Here is a 24,854-nt window from a genome sequence, read left to right on the forward strand (position 1 = left end):
ACAAATGGCGGTTCGCCTTGGGATGGCACCGGCATTGGACGCCTCTGGCCGCTGCTGACAGGCGAACGGGGTGAATATGCAGCACCGCCCCGCCGCCGTCTCGAGCCAGAAATCCTGTCTTGAGACTGTCTCCAAATCCCCTTGACGCGTGCCCACACTTCCCCGGTAAATTGTCCAGCCTCCGGCCCGCGCGTACCTTCCGGCCGGAGTTGCTGCCCGCCATAGCACCGTCACCGCGGCCACGACTGGCTGCAACTGCGAGTTCCAGGCAAGTCATGTGAGAAACGCTGCCACTTGGCATTAATAGATGTCATCGGAACCGGACGGGCAGCGGAAAGGACTAAAGGAGATGGCCAGTTGGGCAGCCGATCAAACCTTCGCGAGGCGAGGGACGCCGATCTTCCTGCAGGTCATGTCCCAAGGGACGTCTAGACGCATGAACTGGTATCAGCAGAGTCCGCACGAAGGGAGCCGAATTGCAAGGCGAACAGCCGCCCGTGGAAAAATGTGGACACGGTACACACCTCCTTTGACCGGACAAAAGGAGGCACGCCCCTCCCCCGGTCCCGCACGAAAGAGCGAATCGAGGCGAAAAACTGGAAGAAACTCCCTCAGATCATGTCATCAGCACAACCCGGGACATGAATAAGCGAAGGACCAGCCTAGCCGCACCAGACCAAGCCAAAAAGGAGACCCAGATGCCCCCACATCCCAGCAGGCGGAGGGCCTACAGCCAGGGCACCTGACCCCGCCACCCAAGCAACTTCACAGGCTACCGCGGCAGCCAGGCCACAGGCCGCGGCCAGTGTCAGAGGGACCCGCGCAGTGAGAATGTCCACACATTAAAGCAATAACCCCTCTGACGAGGGGTTATGCGTGCCCGAGGTGGGACTCGAACCGGACTCCAGCCCCCGCAATCACTGGACTCCCCCGGAAACATGCGGAAACCGGACCGATCCGATCCACATACGACCCGGTCCGAAGCCGAAAGTGTGTACTTTGTACACACCCCCTTTTCTGACAAATTTTGAGCAATTCCATGCGACTGCCGCGCTCCCCTAACAGGGGGCGCGGCAGCTCCGTGTTTTGCGCCATGAGCCTTCCCAAGCGGATTTCCCGCCAGCTGGTAACGGGGATTGGTAACGGTGCTGCCACCAGCCGCAACGATGGGGAGCCGGGGCCAGCGATACCGACGCCGGGCTCTGAGACGCGACAACGAATCACACCAGCACTAACGTCGGATATTCCACTAATTAACAAGCCACCCTCTGGCCCTCTCGAAGGCATCGGCAGCCGCGGCCCTCAGCGGGCAGCGGGCAAACGGGTCCGCCGAGCCGTCATCGGGGCGATGAAGCCTTACCCCTTCTCGCTCTTGAACCACTTGACGGTGCCAGTAGCCATGGTGCTGCCGTCCTCGGGGGGGCGCCGTGGCCTCACATTGCGGCCAGCGCTCGCGCCGCCCTCGGGGCAGGCCTATGGGTGCTCCTAGCCAACCTAGGCGGCGCCCGTCGTGCCGCCCGGGACGTCGAAGGCCTTGAGCACTGCCGCGCCTTCCGCGAGAAGAGGTTCGCGGTCGGCTGGCTGGGCCACGAGCCGGGTCACATCGCTCAGGAGAGTCTCGACGTACCGCCGGACTACAGCGTGGTGGGCCGCGTCGCCGAACCACACGAGATCGCGGCACACGCGCAGCAGAGCCCGGACGACGCGAGGTTCGTTCGCGCCGTACCGCCGCACCTGTCCGAGGGCGAGATCCACGAGATAGGCGAAATCGCGAGCCGGCACGTGCAGCCTTATGGTGCCTTGCGCGTCCGCCACGGCCTGCGGACCGTGCTGCCGGAGCGCGAGGGCCGCGAGGATCGAGCCGAGATGATCGACCGCCTGGTTCGCGGTGTAGGGGTCGTTGATGGCGGGCGAGAGCGCCTTGGACGCGACGTCGGCGAGTTGCCGGATCCCGAAGGCGACGTCCTGCTCAAGGGTCCGTTCGTAGCCAATCCGCACGCTCTGCACGAGCGCCCGCCGCAGTTCAGCGCCAGCGTCGGGGGCCAGGGGACCTTCGCCCGCGCTCCCCCACACCCAGGCGAGCGGAGCCCCGGCGACGACGTGTCGGCCGACCATGGGCACCATCCGGGCAGTGAGGCCTCGGCTCGCGAGCGCGCCGACGAACGCCTCAACATGGAAGGCCTGGACATATCCAGACCGCGGTGCCGGCAAGGCCGTGGCGCCGGGCGGCGGGTTTGGCATGCGAAGAGTGGGGTCGCCCGGGACGAACGACCGCTCGATCACCTTGAGTGTGGCCGTCTCGACGCGCTTCATGACTTGGTCCACCTGGATCGAATGCGCCAGGTGGTGGGCGAAGTAGACGAGCATGATCATGCTCACGAACAGCAGCAGCAGTGCGCCGCTCACCGCGAGGCGCGGGTAGTCCTGGGTGCGCTGTCCGCCGGCGATGCCGACGGTGTAGAGGCCCGCCGTGCTGTACGCGAACGTGGCCATGAACGTGCTCAGCGTCACCTGGTTGGGGATGTCGCGCAGGAAGTTCCGCAGCAGCCGCGGGCTGAACTGCGTAGACGCGAGCTGCAGGGCAACGACGGTGAGCCCGAGCACGACGGCGATGACGGTGACCATCGTGCTCGCGATCCCGATGAGCAGGTTCCGCGCGTCGTCGGACGTCCCTTGGAATAGGAGGACGGCGAGGGGCGACGCTGCGCCCAGCTGCACTGCGGAGAGCCCCGCCCCCGCGATGAGCGCGAGGGCGACGGCGCACGTCGGCATCGCCCACAGGGCACTCGCCAGATACTCCCGAACGGCCTCACGCCTCACATGTAACACTCTCGGCCGACGGTTCTCGCCGGTCAAGGGCAACGCTGCAAGGTTGTCGCCCAGTGGGGCGCACGGGGTGCTTCAGCAAGTCAGGGGACCACATGCAAACGTCGGAGACAGATCAGGTCCCGGGCCGGCGGAGCCCCTCGGAGCCGGACCGGGTCCCGACAGCCGACCGCGCGAAGCGGACGCCCATAATTCCGTTGCAGCGAATCGGAAACCGGCAAGGAAAGGTGACTGGATTCGAAGAACCAGCCCCAAATTGCGTGGTTCTGGCCACTCATCTTTATTGGCGACCGCTCTAACAAATTGCAGGATGGTGGCCCGCCAAGGCACGCCGTTTGATCGGGGGCGGCGTCTCTCGAGCCGAAAGTCCCTCTGGCCGGGGTACGTTCACGTGGTTCGAAGTGTCTGCGGGGCTTTTACGGGGGTTGCTGAAAGAGTCGCGCCAGCCCAGTCTGTGAATCCGAGAGGGCGAGGATGACGTCTCCGGCACGCAGTGTGGTGTTGCCCCGGACCTGGATGAGCTGTCCATCTCGTCGGATCATGCTGATCCACCCCGACTCGCCTAGCTCCATGTCCGCTATCGTGGAGCCGTCTGCCGGGGATCCTGGCTCAACGACGTGCCGGTGTAGTCCGTGTGGTTCGTCTGTGAACCGCAGGCCAATGCCCCAGGGTTCCGGTTCGATGCGGTGCATCGGCACGTGAAGGAGTGCGGCGAGGTAGGGCACGGCTGTGCCTTGAACGATGACCGAGGTCAGGACGACGATGAATACTATGGAGTAGATACGTGACGCATCGGCCGGTCCGGCGCTGAGGATGAACATGCCCAGCAGGATCGGGACGGCTCCTTTGAGGCCGGCGAGGAGGATGAATGCACGTTCGCCCAGTCGTAGCCGGATGGGTGTCATGATCAATCCGACGAGGGCGGGGCGGATGATGAGGATGAGCAGGCCAGCAAGGGCCAGCCCGATCCCCAGCTCGCCGGATCGGAGGACATCTCGGAGCGAGATGCTGAGCCCGAGAACTGTGAATGCAACGATTTCGGCCAGGCTGGCGATTCCGGAGCTGAAGCGTTCGATGTCGCGTTTGTGAGGGGCGCGTTGGTCGCCGATGATGATTCCTGCCAGAAACACGGCCAAAAACCCTGAACCGTGGAGCAAGGTCGTTGCGGCGTAGATGAAGGCTACAGCCGCCATTGTTCCCACCGAGTGCAGAGCTTCGTTAGGCAGGACAACTTTGCGCATCAGCGCCAATAAGCCATGGCCGGCGAAGAAACCGATGAGCGCGCCGACGGCCATTTGGAGTGTGAAATCCGCCATGCCACTGGCCACGGCGTCAAGCCCGCCTCCGGTGACGCCGAGGAGGCTGATCATCAGGGCGATGCCGACGGGGTCGTTCACCCCCGACTCACCCTCCAGGATGGTGCCGGTCCGACCAGTGATTTCCCGGCCACCCAGGACGGAGAACACCACGGCGGGATCTGTCGGGGACAGCGCCGCGCCAATGAGCAGGGCCGCGGCCCAGCCGAATCCAAAAAGGGCATGTGCGGTCAGCGCTAGGGCGGCTGCCGTTGCTGCGGTTCCGGCGATACCGATCCAAGCAATGGCCCCGGCGGATTGGCGGAACCGGCGCCAGCCAATGTGCATGCCACCGTCGAAGAGGATGAACACCAAGGCAACTGTGACAATTCGTTCATCCACTGTCACCGGGATATGTTCCAACGCAGGGACAACATCGGAGGCCAGGGCCGCGGCCAACAGAAACACTGCCGGCGCGGGTACTCGCAGCCGGGCGCTGAGGCGGTGGGCCAGCACGGCGGCAAGAAGAGCGGCCGCGACCAAGAGCATGACGAGGCTGAACGGCTCGACGTCGATCACGTGTTGAATGCTACGCCGGTGACGGGTGTCAGAGGCCAGGGCTCGGCCTGTCAGCACTCGCAGCCGCAATTCGTCGACCGAGGCCAATCATCAGTCATACGGAGGGACTTGCGTGAACTTCGCCGCCGCTCAACAGCTTTCGGGCACGTGGTTGTGTTGGCCTGGCACAGACGTCAATCAACGCCGGCGTGCCCGCACATCCGTGTTGTCCTTACCCGCAAGCTCGTCGCGGAAGTCGGCCTAAAGTCGAGGGACGTTGATGCCGAGTCCCCCGCCGAGGATCAATCGTCCGGCAATGCCGAACTGGGCTAGGTCTGTGCTGTGCACCCGCAACTGGGCTGGAGCCTGCTGGACTTCATCGTCCTGCTCACCGCCATCGGCGCCGCCAGGCGCCGCCGCGTACCCCCTCGCCGCACGACGAGGAACCGCCCACGCCTGACGCATCGCCCGTGCCATAGCCGGTGTCGAACGACCAACGAAGCCCCGGAGGGCATTCGCAGTCCGGGGCTTCCCTGGCTCCCGGCGGACTACGGGGACTCTGCGGGTGGACCACAGGGGGCGGCGGAATCCTCGGGTGTCGCTCGCCCACGGCACCCCAGATTTCGGTGAGGAGCTGTTGCTGGGTGATGAGTTTTCGGGATCCGGACCAGGAGTTCCAGGATGCCTTCCGTGGGGGTCAGGCGCACGTCCTGCCCTTTGCGGGTGACGCGTCTCAGGGCCAGTTCGACGGTGAGGGACGCTGTGGTCACCACCGGCGCTTCGTCAGCTTGGATGGACCGGCGTTAGACGGCCCGCAGCCGGGCCAGGAGCTCGTCCAGTCCGAAGGGATTGGCCACCACGGATGCTTCTTCAGGTGGGAGTCGCTCACCGCGCCGGGGCCCTGATGGATTCCCTTGGCGTCCTGCAGGCCGAACAGCAGCCAGCTCCTGAAGTTCTCCCTGGCTCCCGGCCGCAACGCCGAAGGATCCGCAGGCGGCCTGTTCATCGTGGTCATGTGTGCCTCTCCGCGCGATGCCCGCCATCGTGTTCACTGCCGACGATAACACCGGCTCCGGGAGCCGCCACCGGCCCGGCGCCGATCTTGACGGATCCTTAACACGGGCCGTCACCGCGAACGCAGTGAGCCACGGGCGGGGATTTCGATGTAGAGGATGGATCCGGCGGCGGCCGGCAGGTAACGGTGTTTGCGGTGCCGCGCGGGTCGGTACAAGTGTCCGAAGGGGTCCTTAACACGGGCCCGCTCCAGCCGGTCCTGGCGTGCGAGCCGGCGGTCGATCTCCTGAATGTTGGACGGGAACGATGCAAAGCCGTCGATGTCCAGAGACCACGCACCCTCGACCGGTGCCGTCCCGCCTTCCAGGGCGAGGGTTTCGAACAGGCCCGACACCACCTCATCCCTGGTAACGGGGTAGAAGCGCCGGAGCCGGTGCCCTTCCGGGTGCGCGTTTTGCGCGTCCAGCCACGCGTGGCGGAGCCAATGGAATTCCACCCGGCCCAGCGCGGGTCCAAGGATCAGGTGCCGGTTCGGATCCAGCGCCAGACGGTAGGCACTGCCGCTGCGGTCGATGATGCAGGCAGCTTCCCCGACGTACTCAAACGCCGCCAACAGATCCTGTTCCGACCGGTAATACGAAAACTCCCCGCTGTCATCGACGACGACGAAATCCCGGAGAACACCGGCACCGGCAGGAAGGCCGGGCGTGTCCTGTATCCGCCACGGCGTGGTGTTCATTATGGTTGGTTCCTGCCGAAGATCTGATCGCGGCCACGGCGGCTGCGGTGTCCTCTTGCTTCAGGACAGCACGGGCTGAGTCTCAGCGGAACGGGCCTTAACGCTTTACATATGCCGGAAGGCCACATATTTGCGTTCTCTTAATGTGGCGGCTCGTACGGGTTCATCTGAATCCAGATGGCCGAGCCGTGAATGACGTCTCGACGCTCACTAGTGCATTTGTGTCAGCCGCCGGCGCGCCGGAGCAAGGATCAGCGGTGCGGGCCGGTGTGCCGGTTGAGCTTTCGAGTTCGCCCCGCTGAGGCGTTCGCAGCTCCGGTCACTTCGATCCCTTGGGGCCGGGTGGTGGGGTCGGCACGTGTGGGAGCAGACGTGCGGTGAGGTTGCGGACGGTAATGCCGGTGTGTGTCGCGGGCACAAGCAGCGCGGAGGCGAGAGTGTGGCCGCGTTGACTCGGGCCGCTCGCCTTGCGGTGGCGGGTTTCGTAGGCGCGGAAGGCGGCGGTGTGGTCCTCGGGGTTGGCGGCCAATGCCTCGGCCAGGGTGGTGGCGCCGATCATGGCCTGGCTGGATCCGTCTCCGAACAGGGACAGGCAGGAGGCGGCGTCTCCGAGCAGCGCGACCCGGCCGCGGGACCACACCGGCACCCGGACCTGGCTGACCGAGTCGAAGTACAGGTCGTCGGCGGCGCGCAGGCGCTCGAGCAGCTCGGGCAGCACGGGTGGCGCGGGTGCTGGCCAGCCGGCGTAGGCGTCGAAAGTGATCCGCTTATGGGCATCAACGTCGCGGCGGGCGAGTCCGGGCCGGTCCGGGCCGCGAAAGATGAACGCGGCCCCCTCGCTGCCCCGCACGGGGTGCATCGTCAGCGAACGGCCCGGCGCGTTCTACATCAGGATGGTGGCCGGATCGGCCGCGGGCCGGTCGAGCGGCAGCGTGGCGACGTACAGCCCGAGGTGGCGGACGAAGTCCGTCTCCGGCCCGAACACCAGGGTGCGCACGCTCGAGTGCAGCCCGTCGGCGCCGACCACCAGGTCAAACCGGCGCGGGGCCGCGTGCTCGAAGGTGACGTCGACTCCCCCGGCGTGCTGGCGCAGCGCGGTGATCGAGTCGCCGAAGAGGAACTCGGCATCGTCGCGGGCGGCATCACAGAGGATTGCCGACAGGTCGGCCCTGGGCACCTCGACCTCGCCGCGATGTGGCCGGCCCAGCCGTAGCGGACCGATCCGGCGGCCGGAGGCAGTAACAAAGGCAAAGCCGGTCGCGTGGGTGGCCGCCTCTCGCAAACGCGGCATGATTCCCATCCGGCCGGCCACCTGGGCGGCCCCGCCACGCACGTCGACCGGATTGCCGCTGGAGCGCAGTCCCCGGGCGCGTTCGACGACCGTCGGGCGGAATCCCTCCCGGGCCAGCCAGTACGCCAGGGTCGGGCCGGCGATACCGGCACCGCAGATCAGCACTGTGCCTCGCCCCATACCCGCCATCCTAACGATATCGAGGAGCCCAGGAACCTGGCCCAGCCCGAAGCCACCGGTGTGCGCGCCGCGGATCATCTCAGCGCCAGCCGTGGTCCGGGGCGGTGTTGAGGGCCCCGGCCGGCAAGCGTCTAGCCCCTGCACCTATGCCGGCCCCCTGCCGCGACACCCTCCGACCGCTCCCCCGCCGCGAAAGACTCATTTAAATTGTTCCCGCACAGCCGTGCGCAAAGGGAACCGCAAACCGCCATTCAAGCCGCGATTTGACCGTCCACTCTCCCAGAACAGCGGCGAAGGCCTTAGAACCGTCCCAGAGAAAGAGTGGCCGAAGGATTCCGAGAACGACCTCAATCGAGAATTGAAGGCGTGCCAGCCCTTCGGGAAAAGGACCTCGATAACAGTTCTCGAAATCGCATCGCCGATCAAGGTCCGAGAATCGGGTTTTGAGAATCGAAGTTCTCCATCGGTCTGTGCATAATTATCGAAACGACTGGGGGACTAAATGTTCGATCTTTTGCCGCTCGATGGAGACGGACGTAGCTGCTATCCGAAGGACACTGATAGTCGTTGGGAGAGCGCGGAGGTTCTAGTTGTCGTGAAGGCCGCTCCTCAGCCCTCTGCAGCCTACGGCGACACGGTCTGTGTGGCAGGCATCCGAATGAGGGAGAGCGGCCCTGAATGGATACGGCTCTACCCCATACCGTTCCGCTCCTGGAGGAGTACCTCCAATTCACGAAATACGACTTGATCAGGCTGCAGGTAAAACCAGCGTCCAAGGATCCAAGAAGCGAAAGCTACATTCCAGATCGCTCCACGATAGAAACTGTCGCCCATTTGGATCCGTGGAAGCCCCGGCACCGATATGTGTCTCCGCTGTCGTCACAATGGACCATGTGCGGAATACTCAAGGCGCAGAGGGCAGGCATGGACTTCCCGTCACTCGCGGTGATACGCCCCCGAGAGGTTCGAGACTTCAAGCTGACCCTTCACCCGGGTTGGACTCCGGAACAGGCACAAAAGCTCAAAGTGAACCTTGGCCAGGAAGACCTATTCGGAGATGCCCCCAAAGTACAGCTGCTGGAGGCACCTCGATTCGAAGGAAAATATTCCTATCTCTGTGAAGACAAGACTTGCAAGGGGCACGTCCAGGGATTGCTCGACTGGGAGCTCGTCGCGCTGGAGCGACGACTGAAGGACCGCGATGACGTCACTGCCATGTCCGAGATCCGCATGAAATTCTTCACGGAGATGTGTGCTGCCGATCGTCGCCCGCTGTTTTTCGTCGGAAATCAGTTGAAGCATCCCTTGGCGTTCAGCGTTATTGGGGTCTACAGATCCCAGTCGCAGAACTAGGTGCGAGACAGCGCTGTAGCTTCGGCCGAAACGGCCTCAAGAACCAGTCGGCGATGGCAGCAAGCCTCCGATGCTTCAAAGCACAGGAGAGCCACATGTTCGGCCGCCGCGAGCTGGGCGAGGTAGTGAATAGCAGCATGAGCGGAGTCAGCGAGCAACAACTCTCGATACTTTTCATGGGCTCGCATCGCGGCATTTGTACCAGGCGCCCAGAACCCGTCACGGTTATCTTTGGGATTACCGAGGACGGGAAGATGCTCGTAACGAATGCCGGCTTCAGCCAAGGCAGAGGAAAGCGCGGTCTTCGAGAAACCCTTTTTCCGAGAGATAGCATTCAGGCGCACGTCGACGAGTACGTCAACCTTCCACGGCTGGAGATGATGAATGAACGACGAAATATCGTGGCCCTCGTAGCCCACACCGATAATCCCGCTAGTCTCCGTCCACATCACCCCATTCTTTCATGGGACCGGGCCTTAGCTTTCGTCCAGCGTCACCTGTCCGGTGCGGTCGCCCGCACAACTTCGAAGCGAGAAACTGATCTGCACGTCTCCCGTCAGAGTCTCCACCTCCGCTGATTCGACGAAGTCGAGCCGCCTGCGATCCGCACGGAGGGAGCTTTTGGGGAAACTCGGGATTCCTGCTGAGGTTCTGTCACACAAACTGATCGCAGAACCGTCTGCGACACATAAATTAGATGACGGGTAAAGTGACAACATTGCTGGCATCCACGATTTCGGAGACGGGTGTCACACAAACGAAGGTTTACCAAGCGAGCTGGCCGCGCCTTCCAGAATTTGGAAGGGCCGGGCGCAGATCTGTACGCCCAGGCAGGCGATCGCAAGCCCGACCCGTGCCCAGATGCTCTCCTCCAGCGGCCATGGACATGGGCCTTTCGGCTCTTCAGAGCCTCGGAATCTCCCGCTTTGAGGCCAACTGTTGCCCCTGCAATCGATCGCACATAGGCTCGTCCATGTGAGTGGCGGGGACGGTATTCCGAGAAGCGGAACCGCCCAGCGACCCGTGAAGGAAATCAAGCATGGCAACAGGTACTGTCAAGTGGTTCAACTCCGAAAAGGGCTTCGGTTTCATTGCCCCTGACGACGGAAGCGCTGACGTGTTCGCACACTATTCGGCAATCGCATCCAGCGGCTACCGCTCGCTCGAAGAGAACCAGAAGGTTCAGTTCGACATCACCCAGGGCCCCAAGGGCCCCCAGGCTGAGAACATCCAGCCGCTCTAGCAGTCCCCGAGAGGCTGGTCAGCCGATGCGGACGGCCAGTCTCTCGCTGTGTCCGGGGAGGGGCGGTCCGCCAAGCCTCGATCCACCGGTCGGGTTGAGGTTGTAGCGGCGCCTTAAACGGAGAATGCCTGTCGGATCGAGAAAAATCGGGTTTGTCTAGCACTCCCTTTGGCCGATTCGGCTAGAACGGCGCCGGCATGCCCGCCCGGCGAAAATTGTCAGTCCAGCTCCATGACCTTCAGAATGACTGTCAATAAATAGCACAACGGCCCTAGTCGGACGGGAAAATATCCTTGCTAGACGTCCAGCCGGGGTATGCCCTAACCAGGCAGATCAATAGCGATCCCCCGCGTGTCACCAACAAGCTGGTGAACGACCGCCTCGGCGATGACGACGTCGATGGCGGCTTCCCGCTGGACGTGTACACGCACGGCGCAGGTGGACTACCTCGACGCGATCCTCGCCGACGGCGACATGAAGCTCGACATTGTCCTGGAGCAGACCGCGGAAGATGAGGAACTGGTCACTCGCCTCTCGCCTCCTGGGCCGCAGCGACCTAGAGTTCGCTCTTGCAGTCATGTCGAAAGCCACCTTCCCGTTCATGGGATAGGCCTGACTGATCAAGCACAGCTAGAACCCAACAACAGCTGGAACGGCGACAGAAGAAGGCCTCCGGTCCCCGATACCAACATGCCCCGGACGCTCCTGACAGTCCTCGGGGCGGGCGTCCCCGCGTATTCGGAGTGGCGGCCCGGCCATGACTTGCGGGAAAAGGTCGCCAGACCCTGCCGGCAAGTCATGTCACATAGGACTCGTGGCTGCATGAACTCGTGTCAGCACAATTGGGCGAAGGGAGGGCCGCCGATGAGAATGGCACCACACGGACAAGGGTGTGGACGCAGGTCATGTCATCACCACAACACCACGGCATGAATAGGTACAAGGCCAACCACGCCCACCCGAACAACCCAGAAAGGAGACCCGGATGACCCCACATCCCAGCAAACGGAGGACCCACCAGCCAGGGCCCTGAACCCCACCCACATAACTCCACAGGCCACCGCGGTGGCCAGGCACCAGCCGCGACACGCGTCAGAGGGACCCAATCAGGTCAATGTCCACACGTTAAAGCAAAAACCCCCTCTGACGAGGGGGAATGCTGTGCCCGAGGTGGGACTCGAACTGCATTCCCGGCCTTGCAAAAACTGGGAAGCGGCGAAAACGTACCGAATCCGGGGCAGTCCGCAGGCTTTACGGTCCGATCCAAAGCGAAAGGTGTTGACACTGTCAACACCTTCTTTTCTTTCCACTATCCGACAGAGGTCCGTGGGTCTCCTTAGAAGACAGCGCGTCCTCAAGGCAGAAAGCCTAGGACCCAACAGGTCAAAGGCTCTCTGAACGGAGTTCATCCGTTTTTGGGGACGCGCCGGCTGAGATACGGCCGTTCCTCTGCTGCACGCCAACCTACTATTGAAACGCGACTGGGGTAAGTTCGTCGGAGAACTCCATAGAACGACGTTTTCTTCACCGACCTAGGTCGTCAGAGTGGCCAGCGCCGCTGGTTCGAGTTTCTGTGTAAACACGAGAGCTAGATTGTGCTTAGCTCTCGAGGCAGCTACATAGAAGAGGTTGCGAGAGGGCTCAAAGCTCCTACGTTCGCCTTCGCTGAGGCGGTTTCGCCCTGGATAATTCCCAAGCATCTTGGCAAAGTCGTACCCTGACCATCCTCGCCTCAGCAGCACCGCCACGTTGTCGAACTCAGCTCCCTTGACGTTGTGCTTCGTGGAAAAGACTGTTTTGTCATCGAAATAGAAGCTCAAGGCTCGAATCTCCGAGTACGGCACTTGTTTCAGTTTTTGAAACTCCACTATTCGTCGCGGTTCCGAAAGTGGCTCTCCTGCTCCAGATTCGCAAATCGCAACTCCAGGTCAATCTGACGACGTTGGACTTTCGTTGGTACTGAGAAAAGTGTCTGTTGGCTGACGTGTTCAGCATGAACACCCCACGCTTCCGCGAGCTCGTGCGCTGCAGCGCCTTCGAAGCCTCGTTCAACAACCTTCGCTTCGAGTACCTGCCTGAACGTCTTGAAGGTGGCTTCATCGAGCTCCACTGCTCTGTTGCAATCGAGCAGATCGCGGTGGTCGCTACCTCCCTGATCGCGCCGAGCGAGGATCAGACACTCAACAGCTGAGAGAACGAACCGACAGTCCCCGAATGAGGGCTCTAGCAGTCGCTGGGTATGGAGGGGCTTGTCAGTCGTGTACCCGATGAGATCAAGCATGAAGTCAACGACTTCCTGGCGAGTAGGCACTGCCCCGCGGCTCTTTTCCTCGTGACCGTAGGCCTGTTCGCTCCGGGTACGTTCGAGCAGGCCGAGGTCAGTATCGCTAAGCGACGAAGTCATGTTGTAAGCGCCGTCTTCCGTTGAAGGGTCAAGGAAGCACCCCTCCGGTGCTTGCCACGTAGGGGCGAGGACAGGTGCCTATGCTAGTGGCAGTGCCCTATGCAGCTAGGCTACGAGGGCGCCGTTTCATATCACTAGGGGGATCATTGCTCGCTCAAATCTTGCCCGGATTCAGGGACTTCAGGACGCCGCTTGTGGCTGGCTACCTATGGCTCATCGGGGTGTGGATCTTGCTGGGCATGCCAGTCCCGTCCGCGGAGACGAAGACGGGACTGGTTGGCATCGTTAATGGCATTGGTAGTTACCTTTCGCCGACCGTCGCCTTAGTCGTGCTTTCCTTCGCCGCCTACTTCGTCGGCATGCTTGCGTCTCCGGACATGATCGCCACAATGTGGTTTTGGAATCGGCGTTTTAAGAAAACGCGCACGAAGATCGCCGAGCATTTTCGTAAACCTAATGAGAACCAAGTGAAGTTCACCCGGTTGCGGCATCGCTTATCCCAGCTCGACCGTTCAGAGCACCCGGGCATGAATCTAGACCTGACTGACTCGATATTGCAGCTTTGCTACGACACCCTGGATGAGGCGAAGCGGAAAGGGGTGAGTTGGGTACCAATCATTGAGTACTACTCAATTCCTGAGAGATACCACACAGGAGGTTGTAACGTCTTTCTGAACCGTGTTGCCGAAGAACTTACTGGCAGTCTTGAAGACGAGGTCCGCAACCTGTCGGCTCCCCTGCAGGCTGCGAACGAGAAACTTTACAACGAGTACGACCGCTCCAGATCAGAAGCGGACTTCAGGATCAACATAATGTTCCCGATCAACTTTGTGGCCTTATGTATCGCATGGTCCTTGTGGCAAACCGACCCTTGGCTTTCTATTGCCGGTCTGATACTGGCGCTTGGTATCAGTGTGCGACTTTATCGACAGGCAAAAAGAAAGCTTATTGACGCCTCCGAAGTGGCGTTTGCGGCAGTGAGGGAGGGTCTAGTTAAGCCCAAGTCGTTGGAACGTGTCAGGACATTGGGTTTGATCCCAAGCGATGCACGGGAATAGGACAGCTCCTCGGCCTTGAAACAGGAGACTCAACGACTCTATAGGCACTAGTTGCTGCAGATAACCTGGCAGAAAGCAGACGATGCCAGGTTGAACCCATTACGTCCTCGACCGGCTTGGATAAAGCGCAGCTCCAGCTCATCAATCACTGAGCCGTTCTTGCTCACTCCAACTGCTGGTTCCATTTGAGTCCAGAACGTCCCTCAGAGCTAATCCACGGCTCCACGGAATTGATAACGGTGGGAAGCCACGCGTTCAAAGCCTCTGCTACGGCGAAGCTCTTGGTCTTAGCCCCGGACCAACTAATAAAGACCTTCAAGTTCTTCCCCATCTTTTGACAATTCAGCTCCGACTGTCAAGGCTCCATCACGCGAGCGGATCGCTTGCCAGGTTAGAATGCTGGACAGCAAAACCATGACCATATCGCTTACACATCTTCTGAACTAGGTTGCTTACCCAGTCGGGAGCATCCGGTGCAACATGAACGGCCTGTATCAATCGCTTCAGATCGACAGGGATGGGGATCACTGGAGGCTCAGGACCGAGCGAGACAGAGGAATTTTCCTCCGTTGGGTGCGGCATGCTTCGCCCTGTCATCATGATGAGCCGAACCTCGCGCTCGTGGGAGAAGCTCAACCGCTTATGCATGAAGCGATCAAAGAAGTTGCCCTCGGGAATAAACGTTGTCCTGTAATCGACGTAGTTAACTCGGCCGCCGAAGATGCTTCTATCAGAGCCAATACTCGCTATCAGGTTGGACCAGGTGGTCTTGATGGCAACTCCCCTACCCTCGCGCTGGTAGATGCCCCACATCGCCGCAGATTCAACGGGAGACTCGTGCCAGCAGTTCATGTGGGTGGATCTAAGCCCTGACTCGCGCATGCCTGGGTACTGGCGGTTCATGTCTTCAAACAATTCACCGTACAGCTTGGGTCGCAATTCTACGTTGGCGTGGCTGAAGGAGCCTTCCCACCTATCACTCATTTGGTCTGCACGCGCGAAGTGAATTGCTTCGTCTTCTAGAAGCGAGAGGAACCGCGCCAGATCCATGTACCGCCACAGGACATCATCATCACCAGGCTTGTTCGTAAAGCTAGGGTGGAAATCTGAAACAAACACGGACTCAACCTATCGGGTGCCGGAACAAGCGGAATTCATGGACGTAACGAGTGACGTCATGTGTCATCGCTGGACTCTAAGAGGTCTGTACGGCTTTCCTCGTAAGAACGCAGGTCAAATACCAGCGGAGCGTATCCACATACCGCTGGGTCGGAGGGGTGTTTTCCTCGCAGTCGGTGTCTTCTGCCCGGACGGGTCGGTGTTGTAGGCCGCCCGGTCTGAGACTTTGCTGCGGCGGACGGGGCAGGCTCGTTTCTGCTGGTTGACCATGGACATCTGGACCGCGGCCAAGGCGCCGGCTAATGACATTGTCAGTCCCCTACGCGGAGTGCTCAAGGTCGAAGCGCTACGGCCAGGAGATGTGGAACGTCGACGACATCCATCGGGGCCATCCTCCGTGGTGACGACTGCACCTCGTCGCTGGGGTGTGCGACCGCGCCAACGAAAATTCTCAGAGCGGTGAACGCTCGTGTTCCTTCACGATTGTGCGAAGCCAGTTATCGAGCGGCTTGACCGCCTGAGGGACGGCCTTGCGTGTGGCAAGGTGCTCTCTCAGGAGAGCCGACGGCAAGTGAGGCTTGACCTTCCCTGACTTCTTCCCTGTGGAGTTCCATCCCTTCGAGCCAAGCCATGCCGCCAGCTCCTCTTTGCCAGTGACGCCTGACACGAATTTATCCGATGCCACTTGGTCAATCTCGTTTTCGCCCGCCGGCCCGAGCATTTCGGCGAGCTTCCTATGGCCGATGGTGTCAAGCAGCAAGCCTTCGAGATCGGATGCCAGAACGAACGCGTCCCACATGGCAAGGCTGCGATTGAGATCCGCCTGCTGCTCTAGCGCGCCCTTTAAGTTCAATACCGTTGTATCCGCCAAAACGTGCAAAGCCTGAAGTTCCCGCTGGGACGGAGCAGGATCTCGGGCTTTGAGGATTTCCAGCAACTTTCGCTGGCCTTGACCGCCCGGCTTGTGTACCCCGTCTTTGTCAGTGAGGACGTAGGCGCGAACGCCGAAGTACTGTGCGAGGCCCACGAGATGCTTGATTGTGTCGATGCCCGACGCTTCGATGACAGCGATACCCATGGCATAGTGGCCGCCTGCCCCGCCGGTGATGCGAGCAAGAAGATGGTCAATGAGGAGCTTGTCACCATGGCCTTCGACAAGAACTACCGAGTTCGCGAAGACGAGCTCGCTATTTGTTGCGTCGCAGTATCTGGTCAGCCGGCCCTCTTCAGCCTCGGTCAGCTCCTTACGACGCGCGGTGTAGTTGGTGCCACCGGAACAGTGCGGAAGCCGTACGATGCGTCGGACCGAGAATGAATCGACCAAGACAGGGCTGTGGGTAGTCACAAGGACCTGCGCACCTGCCGAGATCTCCCGCAGGATCTTTGCCATCGCCCGCTGAGTCTGTGGATGGAGGAAGGCTTCAGGCTCCTCTATAGCAAACACCACATTTCCGCCCGCCTGCTGGCTCTGAGAGGCCACGTACCGAAGTATGCCGAGCACCATCGCGGACTGGAAGCCGGTACCGCGTTCGGCGATCGGGACCTCTACCTCGTCCCGGCTGGTTATCACCGCCTCCTGGAGCATCCCTCGAAGTGCATGCTTTGAATCAGGCAGATTTATACCAAGATCACGTTCCCTGAAAGGAAGCTCGGTCGCCACGGCGACAACGGACTCACTGAGGACCTTGTGTACGAGGTCCTCGACTGGTTTGATCGCATCCTCGAAGTCCTTTTGTAGCTGAGTCTTGCGAGAACCACCCGATCTCACGAGCACGCCCTCAAGAGTCTCGTACAGCCTGATCAGCGACTGGTCGTTTTCGCCCTGCCCGGATTCGCTCACGCGGACGGACGGGATCTTCACAAAGCTGAACGATTGTAGTACCGCTCTATAAAGTTCGCTCGCCCGTGCTGACTTGCGGCTCGCTTCGTATGTGATCTTCCCGCCCCGTGAACATGAGATCTTGATCCAAAAAGTGCCGTTCTTGAGGACCGCGTCGGCGAACACCTCCTGCTCGGCATCGGAAAGTCCGCCGAAATGCACCACGATGCTAGACATCATCCTGGGGCCTCCCTGCACGTAGTATTCGTGCAACGGCTTCAACCGCAGCATATCCGACCCGCTCGGGTTGGCGAAGAAGGTCTCCAGAACGCGGAACAGCGACGACTTCCCGGCGTTGTTGGGACCGGCAATCAGCTGAAGCTGTGAATCCACCTCAATGCTCAGCTTCTCGAACCCAAGCAGCCGCTCTACGTCAACGCGATCAATTTGCACGTGGGTCAGTCTATAGGCGTAGCTGCCGAGGACCGGGAGCGACGACACCTGGAGTGGCTGTTCATCAACTTCAACGACGTAGGCTGCTGGAATAAAGGGTTGGAAACCGGTTCCACGTCCATCTCGCGGGAACTTTCACAGCCTAGAAAAGCATTCAAGCTCGGTCTTCGATACGCTTCAGCAGCCACCTCGCGTCGACTTTGGCGGGAGGCCTGTCTGTTCACACTGCCGACGGTTCCGGCCACCGTTGATCTGAAAACCTTGGATCGCGAATTGAGGGCCGCCGCTTCCAAGCGGCTGCCGCGGCTCGCGCCATCGCATCGGGTCGTACGGAGGTTGAGAAACGGTCCCTCAAGTCGAGCATCCTCGCGCTCGAGGTCGTAGTTAAGCTCCGACGATGGACTGAGCATTGTCTTCTCTGAATCCTCAGGTTGGTCGCATCCTATTGCCCGGATATAACGCCAAGAGTGCCCAGCGGCACAAAGATTACGGCTTCCGACGAGGCTGCTCGGCGGTCATCATAGCCTCTCGCGGGACTTAGGTGGCGACCTGGAGCGAGAGCCCGATGCGGAGTCGGGTGGGGCCAATAGATTCTACGGCGGTATCGTACAGGTCAGGCCGGAGGAGCAGGTCGGTCCCCACGATCGCAGGTTCAAGCGGTTCGTAGTTTCCGTCGTGGATGGGAAAAGAACTCCATTGTCGGCAAACGAGGGCTGGGCCGGTGCAGTCGATCAGCATCAGTCGGTTCGACGGCGACTCTGGAGAGAGCTCAAGAAGCGCACTGAGCTCGATGTGCGGGGCGAGGAGGAACGGGTGGAGCCCGGGGGCCATATCAGGGTGAGGGATGCCGTGTGTGGTATCGAAGTCAAGAAGCGCGACCAGGGGTCTTGCAAGGGCAGAGAGGTTGGCGTGTGCCTGGGCTCGGTGAAGCGCTGGTTCAAGTTCTGTGGCTCGATGGGTCCAGATAGTCGGGATCGATCCGGCGAACGGCAGGTCCGGTCGGCGAGGGTCTCCGTTGGTCACTTCGAGACCGGTAGAGATGATGTAACGACGGGCAGGCCGGTCGGGATGTTTGGTGGCATACGTGTGTTGTCGTTCGATGAGGCCGAGTTGCACCCAGTTTTCGTAGGGGGCTTCAGTGCAGCGGGGCAGTTCATTTGATGAGAATTCATTTTGCCGTTGAAGGACCACAGCTTCTGGTGGTGGCCATGTATACGCGCTGTCGTTGAGCCACGGGACCGCTGGAAGTGTCCATGAGAGCGCGGCGGGCCGTGTTGGCGGGCGTGGGACGCGTGCGGCTTCGCTTCGAATTGCCCAGGCGGCCGTTGAAGCAAGTTTTCGCGTTGCGGCTTGTTCGAATGGGGTTGCTTCGACGAGGTGGCCTTCCATCGCCATGGCGGTGCGGATGCCGGCGGCTGCCTCTTGGAGGCTCGTTTCGAGCGCCTCTTGGTGTGCGTAGTAGGCCTGGGGCCGGTCGAGGTCCCGGGCGTCGAGATGCTTGATTTGATTTTTGACTCGGTCGGTGACCTCATCACACATATCGGCGAAGCGGGCCTCGACTGCGTCGCGCAGGCCGGGCGGCCGTTGGGCTAGTTCGAGACGTTCCCCAAGATATTCATTTACGGCGTCTTTCGCGAACTCCCGGGCGTTCTCGTTCATGCCTCCTCCATAGCTTTGTTGATGGCGCGACGCACTGCACCATCAGGGTTTGTCGCCGGAGGGTTTGGGACGGGGCGACCATGGTATTTGAGGATTTGACCGGCGAGGGCGCGCACTGACAGGCGGTTCGTCGTTGCGAGTGCGGTCAGTTTGTCTGCGAGGGCTTCGGTGAGGCGTCCGTACGGCAGGTGATCGCGGATGGTTTCGAGGACCCAGGTTATGCGGCCGGCGTCGAGGTCGGCGTCGAGTATTGGAATTACAGCTGTTTGGGCGAGCTGTGGTCTGCAGGCGATGAGCAGTGTGAGGGCGAGGAGCGCGGTGCGGATGTCTTCTGTCTTAGGTTGGCAGAGGGTTGCGATGGCGAGGGAGGCGAGTGCTTCGTTCAACTCGTTGTGGCGGTCTGGCGTTGGGGTCGGGGTGTAACTGGGGCCGGTTCTTCTTACGGTTCCGGGTAGTCGTTGTTCGAGGATTTCGAAGGCGGCGTTCCAGATCTGAACTGCGGTGCCGGAGGTGCCTTGTGCGGGTGCTGCTGCGAATGCTGCGACTACGGCTTGAGTAACGCCGAAGAGTCCGTAGTGTTCGGTTGCGATGTTGTAGGCAATGGCGGCTGCGAGGGTGTCATCGGCGGTGTCTGGGTGGAGGGATCGGGCTTGTGTCCAGAGTTCGATGCGTTCGCGTCCGGCGAAGGCTTGCCATCCGCCGCCGCCTCTGATGCGGGTGTACGCGAGGACATAGGCGTAGCTAGCGACTTGTTGGAGTTCGGGAATTGTGCCGTCGCAGCGTTGCGCGAGTCCGTGGGCGAGGGTGGCGAACAGCTCGTCGGCAGTCATAACGCGCAGTTCGCGGGCTACAGCGTCGAGGACATTCTTCCCACCTTCGGCGCCGTCGGTGCTGGTGGCTTCGAGGATGCGCCAGCCGATGGTGCTGGCGAGAGTGTCAAGGTTGTATCTGATGGTGTTCTGGTCCGGTCGATACCCTTTGTCTTGGTAGTCGCGTACGGCAAGTGCGGCGCCTTTCGCCCCGGGGCCGAACGTGGGGCGTTGCGATGCTTCAAGTAGTTCGAGCAACGATTCGGGGTCGCCGTGAGCTCGATCAGGTGAGTACTTGGCAGTGTCGTTCTGTTCTTCGCGGGATTCGGGCGGTGTGAAAGCGGGGCCACCGAGTGCCTGGATGGCGGCGACGAGGTCAGGTGGCGCTGTTCCGCTTGGTAGGTCGCGGGCGTACATGAGAGCTTGGTTGTCGTAGCTAGCTGCGACCTGGTTCGCGAAGACAGTGAGGGCTACGTCGCCCTGGGTGAAGAAGCCAGTTTCGGCTTGGAGACGATCGAGCAGGGCCAGGTCTGTGGCCGGTTGCCGCCAGCCGGGTCCGACGGTGAGTCGGAGCGCCGCGAGCGCGATAGGGTCCGCCGCGTCGGTGAGCGTTTCGAGTAGTTGGATGTGGGTGGTGTTCGCGAGGTAGTCCTCGTATCCGTACTCGCGGATGAGGATGCTCGCAGAGCTGGTCGCTGCTGCGATTGGATCGAGGTTAGCGGCTTGTCGCCACCAACTGGCTGGGGCCTGGTTGGTTCCGCGTCCATCGGTGTGGGCAGCAGCGAGGTAGGCGGCGTCCTGGACACGTGTGAGCGCTGCACGGGCTTGGTCGAGGTCGATAGCCGCGATGTCTTCGATTGATTCGATGAACTCATAGATGGTCGCGTCTTTGTGTCCTCCGTAAGCGCATAGTAGAGCTGCGGCTCGTCTCCAGCAGGCGTCAGCTTCGGCTTGGTCGCCGGCATCGAGGCAGATGCGCGCGGTTGCTGTCTCGAAGTCGGCCGTGACTGAGTACATAGTGTTGGCGTCGTAGCGGTTGGCCCGGATGGCGGGCATCAGTTTGTGGATGGGTTCGATGCCGATGCGGCGGGCTGCTCGGCTGAGGATGGCAAGAAGGTCGTTGGTTGCAAGTGGTCCTCCTTCAGCCATACCCATGGTGGAGGCGGTTGTGTTCTCGCCGATTGTGGTGAGGTGGGCGAGTACCTCGTCAAGGTCGTGGGGTTGGACGACGAGTAGGGCTCGTTCGACGACTTCGTGGATGAGGTGACGGATGGACCAGAGGTCGACGGCACGGGGGGTGCCGGTGAAGTGATCGGCTTGGATTGAGAGTTGTTCGAGGGCGACTCTGACAGTGGTAGACGCGGCGTCAAGTGTTGTCGCGGCATTGGCGGTGTCCTCGTTGAGGCCGACAGTTGCAACGGCGAAGCGGAGCCAGGCGCGGTAGAACCCAGCACCGCTGATGTCGCTACTGATGATGAGGGCAATGCTGGGGTCAGTGGCGTGCGCTAGGCGTAGAAGGTCGAGCCATCGCCGGACGTGTTCCGGGCGTTCAGCCATGAGGTCGTTGAGCAGGGCCCGGGTGGCGGCGTGTAGCTCGGCTCGTAGGTCGGACAGGGCCAGCAGCGTGAGAAGTTCCTCTGCAGCAACGCCATGGTCTAGGCATTCGGTGATGTATACCCCCGGGGCTCGGGCGGCAGCTTCACGGGCGAGTTCAGCTGCGTCTGGGAGATTATAAGGCCCCGTGGCAGCGAGGTCGGCAAGGGTGATGAGTACAGTGGCCGCGTTGATCTCATCTGTCATCTCGCGCGCTGTATCAAGAAGGTCTTCGGCAGGGACGGCAGCGGCAAACACTTCGACGAGCTGGTCGAGAGGTGGTTGGGTGTCGTGATCGTCGAAGTACTTGGCGAGCTTGGACGGGTCGATGGTGCGGCCTGCGGCGAAGCGCTGGCGGAGGTAGCCGAGCTGTTCGGAGAGCCGCAAGCGGGCGTCGCTGTCTGCGCCGTAGTGGGTGTTGTCAGTTTTGACTTCCCGTCTACGGGCGGCCAGGTAGGCGTCCCAGGGTGCGGGGACACCCGCTCGGTCGACCGCTTCGCACAGGCGGAGGCCCCAGCGGGCTGGGAACGTGGTGCGGCCCTCGTAGACGAGGCGTTCAGCGACGGTGTCGGCTCCGAGGATGCTGACGACGACATCAGCGTACTCAACAAGGGTGTCGGGAAGCGATTCATTCTCGTAGACCCCGACGGCGCGAAGTGCTTCGACACAGGTGATTAAGGCTTTCCAGTCGCGACGGCTCTGAGCTTCAACGGCGACAGTTGCGAGCACATGCTTAATGGATTCTGGGGGTTGCAGTTGGGCAACTGACTTACTGACGAAGTCGGGGTCAATGAGGGCGATGAGCTCGTCGTACTTGCCCAGTTCGGCAAGGAGCTGGGGCAGGTTACGGAAGGATCGGGTGTCCTTGAAAAATCCTCGACCTCGGAGCCAGTCGGCTGCGCTCTGTCGAATGTGGTTGCACCATCGTTCGGGTTTGTCGCGGCGCGTGAAACGGCTGAGGCTTTCGTGGTGGACCTTAAGACCTCCGGCTCCTGGGAGCGACACGAGGACGGGCGCAAGTGTTGCGAGTGCCCCGCCCAAGAGGGGTTCGAAGGCGGGGAGAACTTGGCCCAGTTCGTCCTTGGTGAGCGCGAAGTCGCAGATGGCCAATGCGCCGACCGATTGGAGTTCGCCATCGGTGAGGCTATTGAGGAGGTGCTGGTAGTAGGTGTCTAGGTCGTTGGCAGTGTCGGGTACTTGCTGGATACGCTCGATGACTTCTGCCACGGTGGCGGCCGCCGAAGGCGATTGACCGAGAGAGGATGTGCCCGTTGCATGGCGGCAGAGGTAGGTGGCATATAGCGCGTTCCCATTGGAGCGGGCGTCGAGGAGGCTGACGATGGTCTCCCGGTCGCTGTCCGTGATGGGGGCACCGGTTCCAGGTTCTTTGAGTACCTGGTGCCGGTCGGCGAGGGAGGTGAGTTCGTCGGTTGACATGCGGGGCACTTGGAGTGGCGTGCCATGGTCGGGATTGGCGTCAACAAGGTGCATTCCCGGTTGGCTGGCCAGGAGAAGGCAGGTACCTTCGGGGAGGTCGACGCTCGCGAGCTGGTTGACCACTGCTCGCGAAGGGTCTGCAGCCCCTCCCCCGATGTTACGTCCGCTTACTCGGTCGATGTGGTCAAGCCCGTCGACGATGAGAAGAATTTGCTTACCCGGGTGCTGGCCACGGCAGTCGTGCAGAGCCTTGGCGAGCGTGTCGGCGGTAGCAGCGAATCGGGGGCGGATACCCGCTACGGCGTCAGGAGCTTGGAGTTCGAGCTGGTTGAGGAGGCTACCGATGACGACTTCGACTAGAACTCGTTGGCTGCGGTCGGAATCGGTTTCGCCGAGCCAGCAGTGATGACGAGCCACAATCCAGTCGCTGGCCCGGTAAGCGTCGGCGACCTGCTGGCTGAGCCAGGATTTGCCAGCGCCCGGCTCACCGACGAGAACCACACGGCCACCTTTTTGCGCCGCGCTATCGACGTGGTTCTTGAGTGCGGCGAGCGCTCCTTCACGCGCAACTGCGAGAACGGGTTCAACGGGACTTCCATCGCGGACAGCCCCGAAGTCAGTTGTCAGACGTACTTCGGCGGCAATTGAGGCACGAGTGACGTAGCCGTTGGTGGCTCGAGCTTTAGTGGCCGCATGGACCAGTGTGAGCGCGATTTCCTCGGGCGACCTGTTGACGTTCGGCGGCCGGCCGGCGCCGAGTTCCACTGCGACTCGTTGAGCGAGAGCAGCCTCGGCTGGACCTGGGTCGCGGAAGCTGAGGGAGGCGGCAGGTGCACCTACGTCGACAATGAGCCGATCACAGGCGAGGCGGACATCTTGCTTAGTAAGTCCCGACAGTAAGGTCTTCCACGGCTTCGCCTGGTCGAGCTGATCTGGGGCGAACTTGTATCGCCGGGTCGTGACGCCGGGAAGTGGGTCCCCGGGGTCCTCAGACGGGTCCAGGGCGACGAGAACGCCTGCGAGCTCGGCATCGGGTTGCCCGTCTCGTACGACCACTCGATAGGTGGTGTCCGGATTTGCGTCGAGATCTGTAAGCAACGAATGCAGGATTACGTCGAGGCGCAGGTGACGACCGTCGGCGGTAAAGGTGCTTTGGGACAGTTCGCGGTCGAGCGTCGTGTGCTTGATTTGGAGCCGGACGCGGCGGCCGTCAGTGTAGGCGATAGTGATGTCGTCGAAGCGGTCACCGTCGAAGTCTTTCAGGTCGACCTTAATCGAGACAGCCGTGCCGAGGAGGAGGTCGACGAACGCATTACCCGTGACGATGTCCTGGTATGCATACCCATGGTGACCCGGACGTAGGTTCATTGCGCACCTCCGTTCCGAGCATTGAACTTTCTCTTTACCACGACCAACTCTACGGTGCCGGCCACGCAATACATGGCTTGACTGCTGCAACGGATCCGCGTTTTGGGGGCTCCCGGGATACCGGACAGACGCAATCCAATGCCACTCAAATGCACGAGAAAGCACCAAGTTTGCGCCCCGAGCGTACTCTGCAGGTCGCCCTCGTGGCCCGAGCGGGAGCGGCCCACCGGACCGCGGACGCCGAAGCGTGTTTCAGGTCTCACCCGACCAGGGTTTCGGGTGGGCCTAGAAGTGAACATTAGTCCGATAGGCGCAGAGGATGCTGCGTGATCCAGAGCTCAGTACCAGACAGATGGAGCATGTCGAAGACGACTAATTCCGAAAAGTCAAGCTTTGTCAACACTCAAAGTGCAAAATGGGCGCTGACCTACGGAAACACTGTGCCGAGGTGGGACTCGAACTGCATTCCCTCCCCCGCAAACACTGGGCTCCCGCGGAAACATGCGGAATCCGGCCCGATGCGAACTACATACGACCCGATCCACAGTGTTATGTCGCAGGACATAGGTGACAGTTCTTTGTCAGGTCAATGGTGACAGTTCCGAGGTTCTTGGTGCAGACCGACGACGTTGTAGC

The 24,854-nt window shown here is 61.3% G+C and carries 15 protein-coding genes; 3 read left to right on the top strand and 12 right to left on the bottom strand.

Annotated elements, in window-relative coordinates:
* Positions 1-1,494 precede the first annotated feature (1,494 nt).
* From AC1DZQ_RS17455 to AC1DZQ_RS17475, 5 genes are all read right to left on the bottom strand, one after another.
* Entirely contained in the window at positions 1,495-2,820 is a 1,326-nt protein-coding gene (locus AC1DZQ_RS17455) for a DUF2254 domain-containing protein (RefSeq protein WP_476964673.1), read from the bottom strand.
* A 422-nt stretch (positions 2,821-3,242) separates the two neighbouring features.
* Positions 3,243-4,700, bottom strand: coding sequence for a cation:proton antiporter domain-containing protein (locus tag AC1DZQ_RS17460; protein WP_476964674.1), 1,458 nt, complete (start codon positions 4,698-4,700; stop codon positions 3,243-3,245).
* Positions 4,701-5,805: 1,105 nt separating this feature from the next.
* A complete protein-coding gene (locus AC1DZQ_RS17465) occupies positions 5,806-6,432 on the bottom strand; it encodes a hypothetical protein (RefSeq protein ID WP_476964675.1) in 627 nt (208 codons plus the stop codon).
* A gap of 319 nt (positions 6,433-6,751) precedes the next feature.
* The gene (locus tag AC1DZQ_RS17470; RefSeq protein ID WP_476964676.1) at positions 6,752-7,282 is read right to left on the bottom strand and encodes a Rossmann-fold NAD(P)-binding domain-containing protein; all 531 of its coding nucleotides are present in this window, start codon (positions 7,280-7,282) and stop codon (positions 6,752-6,754) included.
* 33 nt (positions 7,283-7,315) lie between these two features.
* Positions 7,316-7,981, bottom strand: coding sequence for an FAD-dependent monooxygenase (locus AC1DZQ_RS17475; protein ID WP_476964677.1), 666 nt, complete (start codon positions 7,979-7,981; stop codon positions 7,316-7,318).
* A 600-nt stretch (positions 7,982-8,581) separates the two neighbouring features.
* Between AC1DZQ_RS17475 and AC1DZQ_RS17480 the strand changes: the two genes are divergently transcribed.
* Positions 8,582-9,256 carry a hypothetical protein gene (locus tag AC1DZQ_RS17480; protein WP_476964678.1) on the top strand — a complete coding sequence of 225 codons (675 nt, stop codon included), beginning with the start codon at positions 8,582-8,584 and terminating at the stop codon, positions 9,254-9,256.
* Here AC1DZQ_RS17480 and AC1DZQ_RS17485 read toward each other — a convergent pair.
* The gene (locus tag AC1DZQ_RS17485; RefSeq protein ID WP_476964679.1) at positions 9,253-9,705 is read right to left on the bottom strand and encodes a DUF488 domain-containing protein; all 453 of its coding nucleotides are present in this window, start codon (positions 9,703-9,705) and stop codon (positions 9,253-9,255) included. The two genes, AC1DZQ_RS17480 and AC1DZQ_RS17485, sit on opposite strands and share 4 nt — an antisense overlap.
* 590 nt (positions 9,706-10,295) lie before the next feature.
* On the opposite strand from AC1DZQ_RS17485, the gene cspE reads away from it, so the two are divergent.
* Positions 10,296-10,499: a transcription antiterminator/RNA stability regulator CspE gene (gene cspE, locus AC1DZQ_RS17490; protein ID WP_306914453.1), complete on the top strand. Its 204-nt coding sequence runs from the start codon at positions 10,296-10,298 to the stop codon at positions 10,497-10,499.
* Positions 10,500-12,031: 1,532 nt separating this feature from the next.
* Here the strand turns inward: cspE and AC1DZQ_RS17495 are convergent.
* Together AC1DZQ_RS17495 and AC1DZQ_RS17500 are read right to left on the bottom strand one after the other, a co-directional pair.
* Entirely contained in the window at positions 12,032-12,319 is a 288-nt protein-coding gene (locus tag AC1DZQ_RS17495; RefSeq protein WP_476964680.1) for a 3'-5' exonuclease, read from the bottom strand.
* A 47-nt stretch (positions 12,320-12,366) separates the two neighbouring features.
* Positions 12,367-12,903, bottom strand: coding sequence for a hypothetical protein (locus AC1DZQ_RS17500; RefSeq protein WP_476964681.1), 537 nt, complete (start codon positions 12,901-12,903; stop codon positions 12,367-12,369).
* A 194-nt stretch (positions 12,904-13,097) separates the two neighbouring features.
* Here AC1DZQ_RS17500 and AC1DZQ_RS17505 point away from each other — a divergent pair, with 194 nt between their 5' ends.
* Positions 13,098-13,961: a hypothetical protein gene (locus tag AC1DZQ_RS17505; protein WP_476964682.1), complete on the top strand. Its 864-nt coding sequence runs from the start codon at positions 13,098-13,100 to the stop codon at positions 13,959-13,961.
* 366 nt (positions 13,962-14,327) lie between these two features.
* Here the strand turns inward: AC1DZQ_RS17505 and AC1DZQ_RS17510 are convergent, their stop codons facing one another.
* From AC1DZQ_RS17510 to AC1DZQ_RS17525, 4 genes are all read right to left on the bottom strand, one after another.
* Positions 14,328-15,080 (bottom strand): DUF2971 domain-containing protein, encoded by a 753-nt coding sequence (locus tag AC1DZQ_RS17510; RefSeq protein WP_476964683.1) that lies wholly within the window; start codon positions 15,078-15,080, stop codon positions 14,328-14,330.
* A 451-nt stretch (positions 15,081-15,531) separates the two neighbouring features.
* Positions 15,532-17,352, bottom strand: coding sequence for an ATP-dependent nuclease (locus AC1DZQ_RS17515; protein WP_476964684.1), 1,821 nt, complete (start codon positions 17,350-17,352; stop codon positions 15,532-15,534).
* 537 nt (positions 17,353-17,889) lie between these two features.
* Positions 17,890-19,011 (bottom strand): hypothetical protein, encoded by a 1,122-nt coding sequence (locus AC1DZQ_RS17520; protein WP_476964685.1) that lies wholly within the window; start codon positions 19,009-19,011, stop codon positions 17,890-17,892.
* Complete coding sequence (locus AC1DZQ_RS17525) at positions 19,008-24,218, bottom strand: AAA family ATPase (protein WP_476964686.1); 5,211 nt, start codon at positions 24,216-24,218, stop codon at positions 19,008-19,010. Before AC1DZQ_RS17525 ends, AC1DZQ_RS17520 begins: the two co-directional genes overlap by 4 nt.
* Positions 24,219-24,854 lie beyond the last annotated feature (636 nt).

The organism is Arthrobacter sp. P1_C12_2, assembly GCF_056406415.1.

Coding starts and splice junctions, on each gene's coding strand:
- AC1DZQ_RS17485 (WP_476964679.1), bottom strand. CDS start 9,705: ATGTGGACGGAGACTAGCGGGATTATCGGTGTGGGCTACGAGGGCCAC.
- AC1DZQ_RS17525 (WP_476964686.1), bottom strand. CDS start 24,218: ATGAACCTACGTCCGGGTCACCATGGGTATGCATACCAGGACATCGTC.
- cspE (WP_306914453.1), top strand. CDS start 10,296: ATGGCAACAGGTACTGTCAAGTGGTTCAACTCCGAAAAGGGCTTCGGT.
- AC1DZQ_RS17465 (WP_476964675.1), bottom strand. CDS start 6,432: ATGAACACCACGCCGTGGCGGATACAGGACACGCCCGGCCTTCCTGCC.
- AC1DZQ_RS17520 (WP_476964685.1), bottom strand. CDS start 19,011: ATGAACGAGAACGCCCGGGAGTTCGCGAAAGACGCCGTAAATGAATAT.
- AC1DZQ_RS17475 (WP_476964677.1), bottom strand. CDS start 7,981: ATGATCCGCGGCGCGCACACCGGTGGCTTCGGGCTGGGCCAGGTTCCT.
- AC1DZQ_RS17480 (WP_476964678.1), top strand. CDS start 8,582: ATGGATACGGCTCTACCCCATACCGTTCCGCTCCTGGAGGAGTACCTC.
- AC1DZQ_RS17500 (WP_476964681.1), bottom strand. CDS start 12,903: ATGACTTCGTCGCTTAGCGATACTGACCTCGGCCTGCTCGAACGTACC.